This is a genomic window from Bacillus sp. SIMBA_008 (assembly GCF_046535495.1).
GTDB classification, from domain to species: domain Bacteria; phylum Bacillota; class Bacilli; order Bacillales; family Bacillaceae; genus Bacillus; species Bacillus subtilis.
The window spans coordinates 212,297-231,525 of record NZ_JAWRWL010000003.1; the positions used below are offsets into that span (position 1 = coordinate 212,297).

20 protein-coding genes and 1 riboswitch are annotated in these 19,229 nt (G+C 44.6%); of the genes, 6 read left to right on the forward strand and 14 right to left on the reverse strand.

The window, feature by feature from the left end:
* Positions 1–123 precede the first annotated feature (123 nt).
* The gene (gene cssR / locus SB658_RS11730; protein WP_003228529.1) at positions 124–801 is read left to right on the forward strand and encodes a two-component system response regulator CssR; all 678 of its coding nucleotides are present in this window, start codon (positions 124–126) and stop codon (positions 799–801) included.
* A complete protein-coding gene (gene cssS / locus SB658_RS11735; protein ID WP_003228527.1) occupies positions 798–2,153 on the forward strand; it encodes a two-component system sensor histidine kinase CssS in 1,356 nt (451 codons plus the stop codon). Before cssR ends, cssS begins: the two co-directional genes overlap by 4 nt.
* A gap of 27 nt (positions 2,154–2,180) precedes the next feature.
* Here cssS and spxO read toward each other — a convergent pair whose 3' ends face one another.
* A complete protein-coding gene (gene spxO / locus SB658_RS11740) occupies positions 2,181–2,345 on the reverse strand; it encodes an anti-adapter protein SpxO (protein WP_003221681.1) in 165 nt (54 codons plus the stop codon).
* Between the two features lie 167 nt (positions 2,346–2,512).
* Between spxO and SB658_RS11745 the strand changes: the two genes are divergently transcribed.
* Positions 2,513–3,388: a TetR/AcrR family transcriptional regulator gene (locus SB658_RS11745; RefSeq protein ID WP_003243192.1), complete on the forward strand. Its 876-nt coding sequence runs from the start codon at positions 2,513–2,515 to the stop codon at positions 3,386–3,388.
* Positions 3,389–3,427: 39 nt separating this feature from the next.
* On the opposite strand, the gene fumC is transcribed toward SB658_RS11745, so the two are convergent.
* Together fumC and SB658_RS11755 are read right to left on the reverse strand one after the other, a co-directional pair.
* Positions 3,428–4,816 (reverse strand): class II fumarate hydratase, encoded by a 1,389-nt coding sequence (fumC, locus tag SB658_RS11750; protein ID WP_019712953.1) that lies wholly within the window; start codon positions 4,814–4,816, stop codon positions 3,428–3,430.
* Between the two features lie 66 nt (positions 4,817–4,882).
* Positions 4,883–5,068 carry a YvzF family protein gene (locus tag SB658_RS11755; RefSeq protein WP_003221676.1) on the reverse strand — a complete coding sequence of 62 codons (186 nt, stop codon included), beginning with the start codon at positions 5,066–5,068 and terminating at the stop codon, positions 4,883–4,885.
* A gap of 117 nt (positions 5,069–5,185) precedes the next feature.
* On the opposite strand from SB658_RS11755, the gene gerAA reads away from it, so the two are divergent.
* From gerAA to gerAC, 3 genes are read left to right on the forward strand one after another with little or no spacing between them, the layout of a single operon-like run.
* The gene (gerAA, locus tag SB658_RS11760) at positions 5,186–6,634 is read left to right on the forward strand and encodes a spore germination receptor protein GerAA (RefSeq protein WP_032677049.1); all 1,449 of its coding nucleotides are present in this window, start codon (positions 5,186–5,188) and stop codon (positions 6,632–6,634) included.
* On the forward strand, positions 6,603–7,700 hold the full coding sequence (gene gerAB / locus SB658_RS11765) for a spore germination receptor protein GerAB (protein WP_032677048.1): 1,098 nt from the start codon (positions 6,603–6,605) through the stop codon (positions 7,698–7,700). Before gerAA ends, gerAB begins: the two co-directional genes overlap by 32 nt.
* Positions 7,697–8,818, forward strand: coding sequence for a spore germination receptor protein GerAC (gene gerAC / locus SB658_RS11770; RefSeq protein WP_072175787.1), 1,122 nt, complete (start codon positions 7,697–7,699; stop codon positions 8,816–8,818). The genes gerAB and gerAC overlap by 4 nt, the downstream gene beginning before the upstream one ends.
* 7 nt (positions 8,819–8,825) lie before the next feature.
* Here the strand turns inward: gerAC and liaR are convergent, their stop codons facing one another.
* The 11 genes from liaR to SB658_RS11825 form a co-directional block, all read right to left on the reverse strand.
* Positions 8,826–9,461: a two-component system response regulator LiaR gene (gene liaR, locus SB658_RS11775; RefSeq protein WP_003228514.1), complete on the reverse strand. Its 636-nt coding sequence runs from the start codon at positions 9,459–9,461 to the stop codon at positions 8,826–8,828.
* On the reverse strand, positions 9,439–10,521 hold the full coding sequence (liaS, locus tag SB658_RS11780) for a two-component system sensor histidine kinase LiaS (RefSeq protein WP_085185806.1): 1,083 nt from the start codon (positions 10,519–10,521) through the stop codon (positions 9,439–9,441). Before liaS ends, liaR begins: the two co-directional genes overlap by 23 nt.
* Positions 10,518–11,243, reverse strand: coding sequence for a LiaRS two-component regulatory system accessory protein LiaF (liaF, locus tag SB658_RS11785; protein ID WP_003228510.1), 726 nt, complete (start codon positions 11,241–11,243; stop codon positions 10,518–10,520). The genes liaS and liaF overlap by 4 nt, the downstream gene beginning before the upstream one ends.
* 33 nt (positions 11,244–11,276) lie before the next feature.
* Positions 11,277–12,149, reverse strand: a complete 873-nt coding sequence (gene liaG / locus SB658_RS11790) for a LiaG family protein (RefSeq protein ID WP_003228508.1) — start codon at positions 12,147–12,149, stop codon at positions 11,277–11,279.
* 100 nt (positions 12,150–12,249) lie between these two features.
* Positions 12,250–12,927: a stress responsive protein LiaH gene (gene liaH / locus SB658_RS11795; RefSeq protein ID WP_003228506.1), complete on the reverse strand. Its 678-nt coding sequence runs from the start codon at positions 12,925–12,927 to the stop codon at positions 12,250–12,252.
* 26 nt (positions 12,928–12,953) lie between these two features.
* Entirely contained in the window at positions 12,954–13,334 is a 381-nt protein-coding gene (gene liaI, locus SB658_RS11800; RefSeq protein ID WP_003228504.1) for a cell envelope stress-induced membrane anchor protein LiaI, read from the reverse strand.
* Between the two features lie 161 nt (positions 13,335–13,495).
* Entirely contained in the window at positions 13,496–14,764 is a 1,269-nt protein-coding gene (locus SB658_RS11805) for an MFS transporter (protein ID WP_038427906.1), read from the reverse strand.
* 180 nt (positions 14,765–14,944) lie between these two features.
* The gene (locus tag SB658_RS11810; RefSeq protein ID WP_019712957.1) at positions 14,945–15,520 is read right to left on the reverse strand and encodes a cob(I)yrinic acid a,c-diamide adenosyltransferase; all 576 of its coding nucleotides are present in this window, start codon (positions 15,518–15,520) and stop codon (positions 14,945–14,947) included.
* 22 nt (positions 15,521–15,542) lie between these two features.
* On the reverse strand, positions 15,543–16,871 hold the full coding sequence (locus SB658_RS11815) for an ABC transporter ATP-binding protein (RefSeq protein WP_080015538.1): 1,329 nt from the start codon (positions 16,869–16,871) through the stop codon (positions 15,543–15,545).
* Positions 16,871–17,932, reverse strand: coding sequence for a FecCD family ABC transporter permease (locus SB658_RS11820; protein ID WP_019712959.1), 1,062 nt, complete (start codon positions 17,930–17,932; stop codon positions 16,871–16,873). Before SB658_RS11820 ends, SB658_RS11815 begins: the two co-directional genes overlap by 1 nt.
* Positions 17,895–18,839, reverse strand: coding sequence for an ABC transporter substrate-binding protein (locus tag SB658_RS11825; RefSeq protein WP_003228496.1), 945 nt, complete (start codon positions 18,837–18,839; stop codon positions 17,895–17,897). The genes SB658_RS11820 and SB658_RS11825 overlap by 38 nt, the downstream gene beginning before the upstream one ends.
* A gap of 105 nt (positions 18,840–18,944) precedes the next feature.
* Positions 18,945–19,083, reverse strand: a riboswitch (cobalamin riboswitch).
* Between the last annotated feature and the right edge of the window lie 146 nt (positions 19,084–19,229).

Here is a 19,229-nt window from a genome sequence, read left to right on the forward strand (position 1 = left end):
TCCCTTATACATATCATAAACAAACATTGTGGGATAAAAATGAAAAGAATATGTGAAATTATGAAAATTGCCTGCCGTATGTTAAAACTAGTTTATAATGACGTTGAAAGGATGTGAAGAGCCTTGTCATACACCATTTATCTAGTTGAAGATGAGGATAACCTGAATGAACTGCTGACGAAGTATTTAGAGAATGAGGGCTGGAACATTACATCTTTTACGAAAGGTGAAGACGCCAGAAAGAAAATGACACCGTCTCCCCACCTATGGATTCTCGATATCATGCTGCCGGATACCGACGGCTATACATTAATAAAAGAAATCAAGGCGAAAGATCCTGACGTGCCGGTCATTTTTATTTCCGCCCGAGATGCGGATATTGACAGAGTGCTTGGCTTAGAGCTTGGCAGCAATGACTACATTTCCAAGCCGTTTCTGCCGCGGGAGCTGATTATCCGTGTGCAAAAGCTGCTGCAGCTCGTATATAAGGAAGCTCCTCCTGTCCAAAAAAATGAAATTGCCGTCTCCTCGTATCGGGTTGCTGAAGACGCCCGCGAGGTTTATGACGAAAACGGGAATATCATCAATTTGACGTCAAAGGAATTTGATCTGCTGCTATTATTTATCCATCATAAAGGGCATCCATACTCTCGTGAGGATATCCTCCTAAAAGTGTGGGGACATGACTACTTCGGAACAGATCGGGTCGTTGATGATCTCGTCCGGAGACTGCGCAGAAAGATGCCTGAATTGAAGGTGGAGACGATTTACGGTTTCGGCTACAGGATGATGTCATCATGAAAAACAAGCCGCTCGCGTTTCAGATATGGGTTGTCATATCCGGCATCCTGTTAGCGATATCGATTTTACTGCTTGTGTTATTTTCAAACACGCTGCGAGATTTTTTCACTAATGAAACGTATACGACGATTGAAAATGAGCAGCATGTGCTGACAGAGTACCGCCTGCCAGGTTCGATTGAAAGGCGCTATTACAGCGAGGAAGCGACGGCGCCGACAACTGTCCGCTCCGTACAGCACGTGCTCCTTCCTGAAAATGAAGAGGCTTCTTCAGACAAGGATTTAAGCATTCTGTCATCTTCATTTATCCACAAGGTGTACAAGCTGGCTGATAAGCAGGAAGCTAAAAAGAAACGTTACAGCGCCGACGTCAATGGAGAGAAAGTGTTTTTTGTCATTAAAAAGGGACTTTCCGTCAATGGACAATCAGCGATGATGCTCTCTTACGCGCTTGATTCTTATCGGGACGATTTGGCCTATACCTTGTTCAAACAGCTTCTGTTTATTATAGCTGTCGTCATTTTATTAAGCTGGATTCCGGCTATTTGGCTTGCAAAGTATTTATCAAGGCCTCTTGTATCATTTGAAAAACACGTCAAACGGATTTCTGAACAGGATTGGGATGACCCAGTAAAAGTGGATCGGAAAGATGAAATCGGCAAATTGGGCCATACCATCGAAGAGATGCGCCAAAAGCTTGTGCAAAAGGATGAAACAGAAAGAACTCTATTGCAAAATATCTCTCATGATTTAAAAACGCCGGTCATGGTCATCAGAGGCTATACACAATCAATTAAAGACGGGATTTTTCCTAAAGGAGACCTTGAAAACACTGTAGATGTTATTGAATGCGAAGCCCTTAAGCTGGAGAAAAAAATAAAGGATTTATTATATTTAACGAAGCTGGATTATTTAGCGAAGCAAAAAGTGCAGCACGACATGTTCAGTATTGTGGAAGTGACAGAAGAAGTCATCGAACGATTGAAGTGGGCGCGGAAAGAACTATCGTGGGAAATTGATGTAGAAGAGGATATTTTGATGCCGGGCGATCCGGAGCAATGGAACAAACTCCTCGAAAACATTCTGGAAAATCAAATCCGCTATGCTGAGACAAAAATAGAAATCAGCATGAAACAAGATGATCGAAATATCGTGATCACCATTAAAAATGACGGTCCGCATATTGAAGATGAGATGCTCTCCAGCCTCTATGAGCCTTTTAATAAAGGGAAGAAAGGCGAATTCGGCATTGGTCTAAGCATCGTAAAACGAATTTTAACTCTTCATAAGGCATCTATCTCAATTGAAAATGACAAAACGGGTGTAACGTACCGCATAGCAGTGCCAAAATAGACTGTAGATGTTTTGCAGTCTATTTTTTTATGTGAAAGAATAGCCGTTAAAATCTCTGTAATTTGTTTTGAGCGGCTGTTTGCATTGATGAACCCATTTTTTCTCTGACAAGGTCTGCTTCGGATATTTGACTTTCTCCACTTTGATTCCTCTGTTTCGCAAGCGGCTGATCATTTCGTCCAATTCTCTCATTCTAGATTCACCCTTTCGCTTGAGCTTTGACCATTCGGTCATCTCAATTTATAATATAAATAATACATGATAAAAAAACAAGTTACAATAAGGTTAATTTTATAACAGACGGTGTGACTACATGGTCATATCCTAGCAGGCCTCCGGGCTCCGAAAGGGTGGAACCATTGAAGGAAAAAGAAAAACTGATTATTGAAACAGCCTTAAAACTATTTGCCCAAAAAGGATACAACTCAACATCAGTCCAGGAAATCGCAAAAGAGTGCAAAATATCTAAAGGCGCTTTTTATATTTATTTTCCTTCGAAAGAAGCGCTTCTTCTCTCTATGCTGAACTACTATTATGATAAAACGTTTACCCGAATTTTAAATATTAAAACGAAGGGCGACAGCCCCAGAACGGCTTACCGTAAACAGCTGACCGTCCTCTATGAAAACATTCTTGAACACAAAGATTTTATCAGCATGCAGTTGAAGGAGGGTTCTCTGCCTTACACAGAAGAAGTGGAGCAATGCGCAAAAAAAATCCGCCAGTCCTCACTTCAATTTCATATCGACAGCCTGCTGAACATCTATGGAAAAAAAGCGGAACCGTACACTGCTGAGCTTTGTTTTTTAATAGAGGGCATCAGCCAGATTTACCTGGAATGCATGATTTTGCTCGGGTACACTGTGAAGCCGTCTCAATTAGCTGATATCATTATGAATCGAATTGATGATATGGTAAAAGGCATGTCTGAACGAAACGATAAGCCTTTCATCACATTGGAAGAGGCGAGCTCTTTATTCGGGCCTCTTACGCACGGACGGCCTGACCCGCTGACTGAATCGATTGTGAAAAGCCTACGTGACAAAATTAACAGCTTAAACACAAACTCCTCTCTTGAATTATCGGAGAGCTTGGACATACTTGAAGCAGAAATGAAGAAAAAAACACCGAAGCTGGCGATCATAAAAGGAATGATTCATAATCTGACGGAGTCTGAAGCTCTCGCCAAAGATGCGGAACAGCTTAAATATTTATTAAAACAGCAACATATTTAGAAGAACGGCTGCTTAAAAAGCAGCCGTTCTTTCTTACTATTACGCCTTTGGTTTTACCATGTCTTCCGGCTTAACCATTTCGTTAAATTGCTCCTCTGTCAGCAATTCAAGCTTCAAAGCTGCTTCTTTGAGCGTCAATCCCTCTTTATGTGCAAGCTTGGCGATTTTCGCCGCGTTTTCATAACCGATATGCGGGTTCAGCGCCGTAACAAGCATTAATGAATTTGACAGGTTTTCCTGAATGGTTTCTTTATTAGGCTCAATACCGACAGCACATTTATCATGGAATGAATTCATGCCGTCACTGAGCAGCTGCACAGATTGCAGGAAGTTGTAAATAATAACAGGCTTAAACACGTTCAGTTCAAAGTTTCCCTGACTCGCAGCAAAGCCGATTGTCGCATCGTTCCCCATGATTTGCGCTGCGATCATTGTTAACGCTTCGCTTTGTGTCGGGTTGACTTTACCAGGCATAATGGAGCTTCCCGGCTCATTTTCAGGAATGACGATCTCCCCGATGCCGCAGCGAGGTCCGCTTGCGAGCCATCTGACATCGTTCGCGATTTTCATTAAGTCAGCCGCAAGCGCTTTTAATGCGCCATGCGCATAAGTGATTTCGTCATGGCTTGTCAGCGCGTGAAATTTATTCGGTGAACTGCTAAACGTTTGGCCGGTCAGCTTAGTGATCTCTTCTGAGACAAGCTCTCCAAACTCTGGGTGGGCGTTGATACCCGTTCCGACAGCCGTTCCACCAATTGCAAGCGCACGCATTTTATCTGTCGCTTCCAAAATCATTTCCTTCGAACGGTCCAGCATGTGAACCCATCCGCTGATTTCCTGTCCGAGGGTCAGTGGCGTAGCATCCTGAAGATGCGTGCGTCCGATTTTGACAATATCATTGTATGCTTTTGCTTTTTCATCCAGTGTATTGCGAAGCTGATCAAGCGCCGGCACAAGCTGCTCGTAAACAGCCAAAACAGCGGCAACATGCATCGCCGTCGGGAATGTGTCGTTTGAGCTTTGGCTTCGGTTCACGTCATCATTTGGATGAATCGTTTGATCAGAGTTCTTCTCATTTAATAAAGCAGTCGCACGGTTGGCTACCACTTCGTTCATGTTCATATTGCTTTGTGTGCCGCTTCCGGTCTGCCATACGACAAGCGGGAAGTTGTCATCGTACTTGCCTTTGAGCACATCATCACAAACCGCTGCAATCGCTTCTGCTTTTTCAGCATCCAGATTGCCGAGGCGTTTATTAGCTAGAGCTGTGCTTCGTTTTAATATTGCAAACGCCTTCACAACACGCATCGGCATTTTTTCAGAACCGATCTTAAAGTTCTCCTTGCTTCGCTGTGTTTGGGCGCCCCAAAATTTATCAGCAGGAACTTTTACTTCTCCCATGGTGTCTCGTTCAATTCTGTATTCCATTTATGTATCCCTCCATAACGGTTGCTTCAATAGATCATAATTCGCCAATGACACAAAAAATCCTTTTTATTTTTCGATCTTGGCAGATTTTAATTTTAATTCAAGATATACGCGGGAATCCTTTGAATATTTGTATTTTGGATTCGTCCTTCCGTACTCCTTTGATGTATAAGAGACATCATAATGCTTTTCAAATGATCTAATGAGCTGTTCAATTTCTTCTTGTTTTCCAGCTAGCCTTACCTGTGCCACTTCGTATCCTCCGCTTTCATAAAAAAACTTACTCCATGAAATACTCTAACACAGTATATCATTTTTTTAACAGGAAAAGATAACCTCTACTAAGGTTTTGGATAAGAGGTGACCTCATTGGAACAAACAGAGTTTAAGGAATATATACACGATAATTTAGCATTGGTGCTGCCAAAATTAAAAGAAAACGATGATCTGGTGAAAAACAAAAAAATGCTTGCGAACGGACTGGTTTTTTACTATCTCTATTTCAGTGAACTGACTGATGAGAATAAGGTGTCAGAAGCCATTAAAACTTTAATTAAAGATGAGGAGACCTTAACGCTTGACCAGGTCAAAAAACGCCTTGACCAGCTTGACGCAAGACCTGTTGAAACCGCAAAAAAAACGATTGAATCGATTCTCAACGGCAATTGTGCTGTGTTTATCAACGGATTGGATAAAGCCTATATTCTGACCACAGGAAAGAAAAAAACAAGAAGCCTGACAGAGCCGACAACTGAAAAAGTGGTACGCGGCCCAAAAGTTGCGTTTGTAGAGGATATTGATACAAATCTCGCTCTGATCAGACAAAGAACCTCTCATCCGAAATTGATCACCAAAAAAATCATGATCGGCGAAAACAAGCTGAAGCCCGCAGCCATTATGTACATTGAGGGCAAAGCGAAAAAGTCCGTCATAAAAGAAGTGAAGGCGCGGCTTAAAAATATCCAGCTGGAAGATATCCAGGACAGCGGAACGCTCGAGGAGCTCATTGAAGATAATAAATATTCACCATTTCCGCAGATACAAAATACGGAAAGACCTGACAAAGTATCTTCAGCCCTGTTTAACGGCCGTGTGGCAATTTTGGTCGACAGTTCACCATTTGTGCTGCTGGTGCCGGTTTCTCTCGGCATCCTGATGCAATCCCCGGATGACTACTATGAACGCTGGATTTCAGCATCTCTTATCCGGTCGCTGCGCTTTGCTTCTATCTTTATCACCTTGTTTTTGTCATCGATTTATATAGCACTTGTTTCCTTCCATCAGGGGCTGCTGCCGACCGCGCTCGCCGTTACAATTTCGGCGAACAGGGAAAACGTGCCGTTCCCTCCGATATTTGAAGCCCTGCTGATGGAAGTCACCATCGAGCTGCTAAGGGAAGCCGGACTGCGACTCCCCAATCCGCTCGGACAGACGATCGGCCTCGTTGGGGGCGTAGTCATCGGACAGGCTGCTGTAGAAGCGAATCTCGTCAGTTCGATTATGGTCATTGTCGTCAGTGTCATTGCCCTGGCATCCTTTACCGTTCCTCAATACGGAATGGGTCTGTCTTTCCGGGTGCTGCGTTTTATTTCGATGTTTTCCGCCGCTATTTTAGGGCTGTACGGCATTATTTTATTTATGCTTGTCGTTTATACGCACTTAACGAGACAAACGAGCTTTGGGTCTCCGTATTTTTCGCCAAACGGATTCTTTAGCCTGAAAAATACGGATGACTCCATTATCCGTCTCCCAATTAAAAACAAACCAAAAGGGGCGAATAATCCAAATGAGCCAAAAACAGACTCCACTGAAACTTAATACCTTTCAAGGTATTTCTATTGTTGCAAATACAATGCTTGGGGCCGGACTTTTAACATTGCCGCGAGCGCTGACCACTAAGGCTAATACGCCTGACGGCTGGATCACGCTGATATTAGAAAGTTTCATTTTTATTTTCTTCATTTATTTAAACACGCTCATTCAGAAAAAACATCAATACCCTTCACTCTTTGAATATTTGAAGGAAGGGCTTGGGAAATGGATCGGCAGCATCATCGGCCTTTTGATCTGCGGCTATTTCCTCGGCGTAGCCAGCTTCGAGACACGGGCAATGGCTGAAATGGTGAAGTTTTTCCTGCTGGAGAGAACCCCAATTCAAGTCATTATTTTAACGTTTATTTGCTGCGGTATTTATTTAATCGTCGGGGGTTTAAGTGATGTGTCGCGGCTGTTTCCCTTTTATTTAACGGTAACCATTATTATTTTGCTGGTTGTGTTTGGGATCAGTTTTAAAATTTTTGATATTAATAATTTGCGTCCTGTTTTAGGCGAAGGCCTTGGACCCATTGCAAACTCCCTTACCGTCGTTTCCATCTCTTTTTTAGGAATGGAAGTGATGCTGTTTCTTCCTGAACATATGAAGAAAAAGAAATACACGTTCAGATATGCGTCTCTAGGATTTCTGATTCCGATTATCTTATATATCCTTACGTATATTATCGTTGTCGGAGCTTTGACCGCTCCCGAGGTAAAAACGCTGATTTGGCCGACTATTTCTCTCTTTCAGTCCTTTGAGCTTAAAGGCATATTTATTGAACGGTTTGAATCGTTTTTACTGGTGGTCTGGATCATCCAGTTTTTCACCACATTTGTCATTTACGGATACTTTGCCGCTAACGGGCTAAAGAAGACATTCGGATTATCGACTAAAACAAGCATGGTGATTATCGGCATAACGGTCTTTTATTTTTCTCTCTGGCCGGATGACGCCAATCAAGTCATGGTGTATAGCGATTATCTTGGCTATATTTTTGTCTCCCTGTTTCTGCTTCCCTTCATTCTCTTTTTCATTGTAGCTCTCAAGAGGAGGATTACAGCAAAATGAAAATCCGGATTTTATGTATGTTTATATGCACCCTATTGCTGTCCGGATGCTGGGACAGTGAGAATATCGAGGAATTAAGCTTAGTGATCGGAGTAGGGCTAGACAAGCCTGACGATGAAAACTTAGAGCTGACACAGCAAATTCTCGTGCCGAAAAAAATCAGTGCCAAGGAGGGCTCTTCATCTGATCCGACACAGCTTTCTATCACAAAGGGTGAAACTGTCCATCAAATGATGAGAACCTCTGCATTAAAGCATAATCCTACGTTTTCACAGCATTTGCGTCTCATTCTGCTTTCCAAAAGCGTGATTGCGGATCAAATTGGAATGGACGCGATCATTAACCAGTTTGTCAGAGACAACGGAACAAGGAGGAGTTCCTATGTCTTTATCACCAACGGCCGAACTAAGGATATATTTAACATGAATGATGAAGGCGAACCCGCATCCAACGTGATATATGATCTGACAGAGAAAAATAAGGTGACGATCAGAATGATGGAGCCAGTTACATTGGGGGAGATCTCAGAACACTTAACCTCTGACGATTCATTCCTCATCCCTCATGTCGGTAAGGAAAACGGCAAGCTCGCGATAAACGGAGCCTCTATCATCAAAAATAAATTATGGCACCGGGATCTCACCCCGATTGAGGTTCAAAATATTAACTTATTTTCAGGCACTGTCGAGGGAGGCGTCATTGACTTGAAGCGCGATGGCCATCTCTTTTCTTATGAAGTATATTCGAGCAATCGGAAGATCAAGACGGCCTATAAGGACGGAAAGTTCAAATTCACCGTCACCCGCACTATTGAAGGTCGTCTATCTGAGGACTGGAATCCCAGTGAAGATTCGTTTAAGGATTCATATATTAAAAGCATTGAAAAGGCAGTCGAAAAACGAATACACAAAACAGTAACGACATTTATTACAGAGAAGCTGCAGAAAGAGATCAAAGCGGATGTGACCGGATTGGGAAACCAAGTCAGAATTCATTATCCTCAAAAGTGGAAAAAGATCGCAAGAAAATGGGATGATGATTATTTCAGCAATGCGGAAATAGACTACCGGGTCAATGTGATTGTCAGAGACTTCGGAACGAAAGGCGCAAACAAATAGGAGCCGCCTATTTGACGAGATGATTTCGATGCGCGTACACCGCCGCCTGCGTCCGGTCACTGACATCCAGCTTTGATAAAATATTCGTAATATGCGTTTTGACTGTTTTAATTGTAATAAACAGTTCCTCGCCTATTTCTTTGTTTGTTTTTCCTTCTGCGATTAGGCAGAGTATTTCGAGCTCCCGTTTCGTCAGCGATTCATGCGGGGGCGCATTTTCACCTGAATGGCGCAGCCTGGACAATACTTTTCCCGCCACTTTTGATTCCAGCTTTGGCTCTCCCTTGCTTGCGGCGCGGATGGCATCAGCGATTTCTGCCGCTTTTGAGGTTTTCAACAAGTAGCTGAGCGCGCCAGCTTCAATAACCGGGTACACTTTGTCATCATCAATGAAGCTAGTGAGCACAATAATTTTCGGATCGGAAAGCTCCCGGCAAATTTGCTTTGTAGCTTCAATGCCATCCATGCCCTCCATGACAAGGTCCATTAAAATGACATCAGGCGACAGTTCCACAGCAAGCCGAACACCTTCGCTGCCGTCCGATGCTTCGCCGATGACTTCAATATCGGGCTGCGCCTCCAAAAAAGCCGCGAGCCCCATTCTGACCATTTCATGATCATCAATCAATAATACTCGAATCACTTTCGTTCTCTCCTTTTTCTTCCGGGAAAATCGGGACCTTTACTTCAATTTGGGTGCCTTTTCCTTCTACTGAAATCACTTCGGCGACCCCGCCGATTTCACTTGCACGTTCCTTCATAGAATTCAAGCCGTATGAGGATGCTTTCACCTGGTCCATTTTAAAGCCTTTTCCATTATCAATCACCTTCAGACGGAGCTGACTGTTCTTTATGCCCAGAATCACGGTTACTTTTGACGCTTTTGAATGTCTAAATACGTTTGAAAGGGCCTCCTGCACGATTCTGAACAAGTGGTCTTCAACACCCTTGGATATCGCTGTGTCCTGTATATCCCACTCAATATCAATCGGCTGCTTTTTTCGGAACTCGTCCAAAAGCTCCGTAAGGCCCTCCTTCAGCCCTTTTCCTTCAAGGGTAACAGGCCGTAAATGGAGCAGGAGCGCCCTCATCTCATTTTGGGCTTCGCCTGCCATATGCTCGACCATCCTGATCCGCTTGACTGTTTTATCATCAGCATCCTTGACATGTTCCAGCACGGCTGATGTCATCATCGATATGGCAAAGAGCTGCTGGCTGACCGCATCATGAAGATCTCTAGCCAATCGCTGGCGTTCTTCTGAGATAACCGACTTCTTCATTTGCGCCTGCCATTCCGCACGTTCATTGGAAAGTTTCTGCAGGGATGCGACTTGAAGCTCCACGCGCTTCGCCATTTCGTTCAGCTGATCGGCGGCCAGGCCGATTTCATCATCACCGAGCGGCGGTATCCGATAAGCGAAATTGCCGTTTTCAAAGGTTAAAATGGATTCAATTAATGTATCAATCCTTGTCTTCAACCGGTTGCCGTACATATACCCTGAGGCGAAACCGACGGTCACGCTGATTAGAAGCAAAATCAGGATAAACGGAATTCCGAACCAGCTTGATGACAGCAAAACAAGCGGATCGAGCCGATAGTAAAACATCATAAAGGAAATCAGGCAGGCAAAAAGGAGCAGGCTGATTCCCGTTGTCATGCGGATGGCGCGCCACTGGAGGCTCACAAGCAGTTTTTTTCTCATACGTACTTCACATCCACATCACCGATAAATAAGGAAACGGACACTTTGACACGGCGCTTTGACTCGCTGAAATCGGTTGACGCGGCATATACCTTCGTGCTTAATCCGCTTTTCTTCGAGCCGATCAGATTGATGTCACCTATAAAAACAGCTGAGCTGACAGCCACTTCAAGGTCCGATGGTACATAAATATCAACGTTACCAATGACTCCGCTAATGACGATTGTGCTTTCTCCCTCGGGAATCATCGCTTTAGATAAATCGATTTTGATATCACCGATAAAACCAGAGACATTTAAATCATTCAGGTCAAACGGCTGCTTCATCATTTGCAGCTCACCGATAAAAAAGCTGCGCATGTCGGGATGTTTTACATCTTTTGGCGGATCATGATGTTCTTTTTTATTGAGGTTGACCTGTTTCTCATTCGGTTCGAATATCGGCTTCCCTTTGACAAGCCTGTAGCCGGCGTAAATCAGAAATGCGGCAAACGCATAGCCGAATAAATTAAAGGTGATGCTGAAGAGGTTTTTCAAAAATAGAAACGCGGCAAAGATATACATGACGGAGCCAAGCCAATCACGGGAATATTTTTTAAGGAAATAGCCGGCAATCAGAAAAAAGAGCGGCCAAAACAGCAGATCGCCTATTCCGATAATTTGCAAAAACATACTGATGCCGAATAAAGCAATGATCAATCCGAGAAGCTGTTTTTTTGTCATTCCTGGTGTCCGCCTCCTTTCTTCTGCCTGGTGCTACCGTATCGCTAGATCCCCGCTGTCCGTTTTGATGTCGATTGGATGCCGGCCGCTTCCTTGCGTGCCTGTGATGTGATGCTGCTCTTTATGTGCTTTATCAGCAAATGAATACGGCGAACTGACGTCACCGCTCGCTGATTTCGCTTTGACTGTAAAGCTGCCGTTTTTGGGAAGGCTTAGATTGGCATCACCGCTTGTCAGCGTGACAGATACGGGGCCGGTTATCTTTGTCAATACAGCATTAAAATCTCCTGAAGTCATTTTCACATCAAGAGAGCCTGATACATGAACCAGATTTGCGTCCCCTGAAGCTAAATCAATGCCGGATGTTTTGGAGACGGTATTTGAAATGGTTACATCCCCCGATGACGCCTTCACTTTCAGGTCTTGAAGGCGGACGTCCGTCACGCTCGCATTTCCGCTCGCAGATACTGTATTCAGCCTGGAAAGCGCAAAATGGTCATTTCCGGCCACAGACACGTCCCCGCTTGAGGTTCGTACTGCCAGATCACCTTTATAATCATACGGAAGCCTGACGATAAGAGTTGAACGGTTAAACCCATTCAAAAATTGAAATTCTTTTTCCTTTACGGTCAGCTCCAGTTTTCTATTGTTTTCAGTAACAAATAACTTTCCTGAGTCTCCTGAAATGCCTGCCGATATGTCACTTCGTTCTTCCGCTATAATCCGGACATCCTTGCTATCCGACTCAATGACCATGCTGTCAATGTCCCGCGGCGATGCGCTGGCTAAATCGGCTTCTGTGCCATTTATGAAACCCAGGCCTGCAGCAAACACATCTTTTACGACGACGGCGAAAAAAACCAGAATACCCGCAGTGATCAACAGTTTGCCAAGCATTTTTTTCATTCGGTTTCATCCTTCTCATTCATTCTATTATAAAGGAAAAGCTTGCGAATTGATACGTGCGGAAGGGAAGGACTTGACCGCAAATCCTTCCCCGTTCCGCTTATTCATTTGCCGCTTGTGTCTGGTCTGATTTTTGCAGTGAAAGTGTCCGCATTTTTTCAATCTCCGCTTCTACATCGTCTGCGAATTCTTTACGTGTAAGTTCTGTGCCGGCTTCCGCTGACTTTGAATAATTCGCGCGGATTTCCATTTCTTCAATACGATTTTCAATACGCAAAAATTCACGATACGCGCTTTCACTGTCAATTTTGTCAAATGTCGTATTCATATGCTCTTTAGCTTTCGCCGCATTTGCCCGCGCAATCAGCGCCTGTTTTTTATCCTTTACGTCCTGAAGCTTTGTTTCAAGTGCAGCCAGCTGCTCTTTCAGATCAGCCAGCTGACTGTTTGCCTGTTCATAGGAAGCTTTATGCTCAGCCGCCTTCCCTTCTAAATACTTCATTTCAGTCAGCGCCTTTTTCGCCAGTTCTTCTTCACCTGCGTCAAATGCGAGCTGTGCCTGATTTTTCCGTTTGCCAGCCACTTCAGCGGCTTCTTCATATTTTTTCTTAAATTGATAGGCAATCGTGTGCTGTTTCACAATTGTTTGCTTTGCTTTTGCGATGTCGCTTTCCATATCGCGTACATATTGATTCAGCATCACCTTTGGATTCTCCATTTTATCAAGTCCTTCATGAACTGACGCAACAAACATATCTCTGATTCTTTTTAATACCATACCTAATTCCTCCTAATATATTGATATTATTTTTTCTTCAAAAATTCTTCCCATTCGTCATCAAAGTGAGATTGGTAGGCAGCAGAAGCCGGTTCAGGATCAAAAGATGATACACCGCTATCAGCTGATCCGTTTTTCATCAGCTTCCAGCCGTAATACACCATAGCGGCCGCCAATGCGATTCCGACGACAAACGGAAGTGAGCAGATGAGCATAATGGCCCCGATACCGCCCACGATGATTCCCGTGATGGTTTTTCCCGCGGCAAACCTTTTGATTCCTGCGTATGTCATCAAGCTCCCGATGGCGAGCGGGATGATAAAGCCGAAGCTTCCTCCTCCAAAAAAGACAGAGATCCCAAATACAATTAATAAGAATCCGCCTATTGTTTTCTTGTTTATCTTCATGCAGATCCTCCTTTCGTTTTCCTTGTCTTCATCTTATACAAGTTGGAAGATATGCAAAACGAATCAGAGATTGATTTTTATATAAGACCGGAGTCGTATCTCGCACCGGACCCATCGGCACAAAAAAACGCCATGCACGAGGCATGGCGTTTTAAAACCCTTTACAGATGAACACTTGCTTCCCTTTCTTTAATCAGGTCGGACCTTTCTGCTTTGGCCAGTTTTGTAAACAGCAAAATTCCGATACCCGCAATAATTTCGACAATCCCGCCGGCAGCAATCACTGTTCCTGAGCCGAAAGCATTAGCGGCATACCCGCAAATGACAGCTCCAGCAGGGATCGAAATATTTGAGATCATATGTATAACGGCGTAAACCTGCGGCTGATCCTCACTGTCCACAGACGTCTGGATAATCGTGTACTCAGGAACATTAACAGCACTGACTGCGGCACCAAAGGTAAAAGCAGCGAAAAAGACGAGCGGCAAAAAGGTATTCATCCCTGTAATAAAGAAAGCAAATCCTTCAATAATGCCGGCAGTGACGAATAACAAGCCGTACCTGTTTACCTTGACTTTCGCCAGCACAAACCCTAATAAAAACGCGCCCGCGGCGGTGGTGGCCTTTAAAAGCGAGTATACGATCGGCTGGCCGTTTAAATCTTCCGCTACGTATACGGCAGAGAGCGCTTCCCATGGGGCAGCCGCGAAATTCATAAAGATACAGTAAATGGCGAGCGGGTATAAAATCTGGTGTTTTCTGACGAGCCTAAAGCCGCGTTTCAGTCTTCCGATATATGTGCCTCTCTGTGTAACAACCGCAGACTCTGATTGAGATTCAACCGCAGTGTACTTAATAAAAAGAACGAGAAAACCTGACACCAAATAGAGCACAAGTGCGATAAGCATGGTATAAGAAGGACTGATAAATGTAAGAAAAGCGCCGCATAATGTGACAGCCCCGAGCCTGACAATTTGAGCGGAGGACTGCAGCACAGCGTTTGCTTTTTGAATGCCCTGTTCATTGACGATTTGAGGAATCAAAGCGATAGAGGCGGGATTGTAGGCAGCTCCAGTAGCTGAATGCACAATCATAAGCGTCATGACAAACCACAGCGGAGAGAAGCCCGCAAAATGACATAGAGGGATAATCAAAACAATCGCCGCCCTTGTCAGATCTGAAAAGTACATCCAAAATTTCAGCGTGGTCTGTTTCATAAAAGGCCCCGTCACAGGCGCCAGAACGGCTTCCGGCAAAAACGTGACAGCAATCAATAAAGCAGTGCCGATCGCACCTTTGCCGTCATAAATTAAAAACCATAATATTGAATTAAATGCGAACATATCGCCGGATATCTTGACTATTCTTGAGAAAAACAGATAATTGAAATTTCTCTTCCAGATGCTATCACTTTCAATCAATTTCACCATCCATCAGAGCCCCCCGTTGCCTATTTTTTACATCTATTTATTACAATATCTCATTTTTCCATTTTTCAGTCAATAATTCATAAGGTTCATTTTTTGTCGTAAAATGGGAAATTGACAGAGTGAAAAACAAAAAGCCGGCATGTATTTGAACACGCCGGCTTTCGTTTTCACTTTTTATGATTAACTGCTGTCTCGGTCCCGAAACACAATGGCACTTCTTTCATATTCTACATCGCCAATACCGTTTCTTGCATTCACAACCCGTGCGGCGGCAAAGAAATAATCGGACAGACGATTGAGATAACGCAGCACTGTTTCATGAATCTCCTCCGATTTCATCAGCGCCACCACTCTTCGTTCTGCCCGCCTTGTAATGGTGCGTGCGATATGGAGAAGCGAAGCACACTTTGATCCGCCTGGAAGAATAAATTTCTTCAGTTCCGGCGCTTCTGCTGTATAGGCATCAATGCGCGTTTCTAAAAAGGAAACAGATTCTTCCGTTAGTTTGTAGTCTTTTCTTTCTGTGACGATTGCCAGATCGCCTCCGCAGTCAAACAGCTCATGCTGGATGGTCAGCAGCTCGGCTGTCAGATCTTCAAAGCCGGGCTGCCCGGAAAGCTCTGCCAAAGTAAGCCCGATAAAGCTGTTAAGCTCGTCAATCGTGCCGTAGCTTTCGACGCGTAGGCTGTCCTTGTCCGTTCTGCCCCCGACTAAGCCCGTTTGTCCCTTATCGCCTGTTTTTGTATATAGTTTCATACCCTGAATCTCCTTTACAGACTTATTCAAACAACTCAGCAGCCTCTTTTATACATTCAGCTGTCCCTTTCTTTATCAATTGATTCAGCCGCTGTTCTATGTTTTCGGATTGCTGAGTTTGAGTCGCGGCGATGAGAATATCACCTGTGCCTCCTCCGTCTCCCAGCACTTTCGTCCGTTCTGCTTCGGCAGCCATAAGAGCTTTGATGAAGAATTGATCTGCCGCATAGCCGTTTATCAAAATCCAAATCGAAAAGCCGGTCTGAACGCATATGAAAACGGATAACTCTCTGTCTTCATACGTTCGATACACGAAACGGTCAAGTCTTTCTGAAGAAGCCATCGCACACGTCTCCTGCAGTTGAAAACCGCTTTCTGAAAGACAGGCCGTAAGTCCTTCTATCGGATCTGGCTGATCTGGCAGCCGTTTATGGATCAGCGTCCTGCTCCACGAAAACCCTGCACCGATAGGCGTCGAGGACAATGTTCGAAGCGGGATTTCCGTTTGCAGAAGAATGTTATCACGCCCCGCTTGGAGCAATGCTTCAAATAGGATAGACTGCCGCTTCGCGCTATCTTTTTCAGGCTGAATCACAATCAACGGTTTAGGTGAGCTTTGATGTACCAAGGCGGTGACATCTGTATCGTACACCGCCTTTATGCTTTGTTCTGTGACAGCATATTCCGGTTTTTGCTTAGGACCAGCGGCACCGTTTTTCATAAACATGAGCTCATCACAGTACAGGCTTGCGGTGTTCAGATCATGAAAAACGCTGACAGCTGCCAATCCGCTTTCTCTCGTCAGGCGTTTGATCAGATCAAGCAGGTCTTTTTGATAAGCCAGATCGAGAAAATTAGTCGGCTCGTCCAAAAATAAAATACGCGGCTGCTGCGCCAAAGCTTGTGCCAAATACACCCGCTGCTGTTCCCCTCCGCTTAGTTCGCGAATAGGCTTTTGCGCAAAATCGGCCACTCCTGTTTGCTCCATTGCTTCCTGTACAATGGCTTCATCCTTTTCAGTCTGCTGTCTGAACAGCCCCGTTTGGAATGGATATCTGCCAAAGGCTACAGTTTCTTCGACGGTAAAGGTGAAGGCTTGATCCGTTTTTTGCGGCAGGACGGCCATGATTTGCGCCAGTTCCTTCGGTTTATAGTCCGCCAGCAGTTTTCCGGCCAGATAAACGCTGCCTTCCTTGGCCGGCAGCGTACCTGTCAGCAAGTGCAAAAGCGTAGTTTTTCCGCTTCCATTAGGGCCAAGAATTCCGAGAAATTCTCCCTTCTTCACTGTTAAGCTGACATTGTTGATTAGGCGGCTGTCGCCGTATCCTCCCGACAGCCCTTCTGCCTTCATCATAAGCTTCTCCTCCCGCGGTGCTGCCGAATTAAAATAAGAGCGAACACAGGCGCTCCCGCCAAGGACGTAATGATCCCGATCGGCAGTTCAATCGGCTCAATGATGGTTCTGGAAAGCAGATCGGCTAAAACGAGAAACCCTGCCCCGAGCAAGGCGGACAGCGGCAGTAAATGCCGATGGTCCGTTCCCCACAATAGCCTTGTGATATGCGGAATCACAAGGCCGACAAAGCCGATCGTGCCCGATACTGCCACAGCGCTTCCCGTCAAAAGAGATCCTGCTATTAATATCATCATCTTCCTCTGCTGAACGCTGACTCCAAGAAGCTTTGCTTTATCTTCTCCATATGTCATCACGTTCAGTTCCCTTCCGTTTATAATCAATAAAATGGTTCCCAAAAGAAAAAACGGGAGAAACAAAATAACATAGCTCCAGCCCCTCATTGAGACGCTGCCAAGCAGCCAATGCACAATCGGAAGCAGGTTGTCTCCTGTCAAGGCGATGATAAGAGAAATAAATGCGCCCAAAAAAGAGTTGGTGATGACACCGGTCAAAATGAGGGTGGAAACAGACATCGAAGCATGAACGAGGCGGCTGAAGAAAAGGACCGCCGCCATCGTGGCAAGTGCCGCGGCTACACTCACAACCGGGAGTGTAAACCCTCCGATGACAGGAAGGTGCAGACCTAAGAACAGAGTCACAACAGCTCCGACTGAAGCACCGGATGACACACCTAGCGTATAGGGATCAGCAAGTGGATTTTTCAACAATCCTTGAAAAGCGGCCCCTGCAATAGAAAGAGCCGCCCCCACAAGGGCGGCCAGCACAACTCTCGGCAGTCTGATATTCATCATAATATTAGTGTACATCGGATCATCAGAACCAATAGAGCCGCCGAAGCCTTGATGCCAAAAGACACGAAAAACAGCGGGAATAGGAATATGCAGGCTGCCGCAAGAAATTCCTAAGATGATGCTCACGGCTAAAAATGAGAAACCAATGATATATGCGGCATAACGATTATTCCTTAAACGTATCCGGGTAAATGCTTTCCGCAAGTTCTTCGACCCCTTCGATCAGACGGGGACCGGAACGTGTCACAAGATCAGGGTCCACATCATATACACGATGATGTTTCACAGCATTGATTTCGCTCCAGCCATCGCGTTTTTCCACAGCTTTCGCTTTCACACCGTCCGTTGTAACAATTGCATCAGGATTGAGTTTTACGATCGCCTCATCTGTCATTTGCACCCATCCTGTCTGATCCGCAGCTGCGTTTTTAGCATGGATGACATTCAGCATTTCATTCATAAACGTATCTTTTCCGGTTGTATAAATGTCAGGATCAGGAGAAACCTCGATAAATACGCTTTTCTCCTCGTCTTTTGAAATGGTTTTCGCTTTTTCTTGAATATCCTTTAGATCTGATTTCATGCTTTTCACGAGCTGATCGGCTTTTTTCTCCGCCCCGCCAGCTTCTCCGATCATTTCGATTGATTTGTACACCTCGGAGAATGATTGTGCATCATTGACAGTCAGCACTGTAATGCCCGCGTCCTTCAGCTGTTTGATGGCATCTGCTGATGCTGACATGGAAGACTCATGGGCCAGAACGAGATCTGGTTTTAGAGAAATGACTTTTTCAACGTTTACATTCATATCTCCGACTTTCTCAACCTTTTTGACTTCCTTTGGATAGGTATCGTTTGTGGTGACACCGACCACTTTGTCACCAAGGCCGAGTGCGTATGTAATTTCTGTGTTGCTCGGCATTAATGAAACAATCTTTTTTGGCTCTTTTTTGATGGTTACATCTTGATTTGACGCATCATCAATGGTGACAGGAAACGCTTCTGTTTTTTGTTTTGCCTTTGAATCCTTCTGATCCGCAGGATTGCCGCAGCCTGCCAGCATAACAACAGCCAACAGGAGCGCAGTCCATATCCCGGCTCGTTTTTTCATAATCTTTTCCTCCTAAACGAACTAAAAAAGCATCTCTACGACGGTAAAGATGCTGTAAACAACACAAAAAAGCCTATTGTTTACACATCATCTGTCCTCGCAGAATTCGTGCTGATCAAACAGGCAGGTATCCTGGCTCTTAGCGCTTGGCCAATTACAGTGGCGGGACCGCACCGGCTTTTACCGGTTTCCCTTTTAAGCCGGCTGTTGTTCACGGACCGGCACCTATTTGACATTCGTATCCTTTTTTCGGAGTAATTATACTATATGACTGACAGGCTTGTATATGTGTCCTGAATGACTTTTCCCCGTATTGTGTATGGGAGCAAAATCCTCGTAAACACTAAATTTGATCTTGTATACTTAATACCATCATCAATCAAAAGGAAT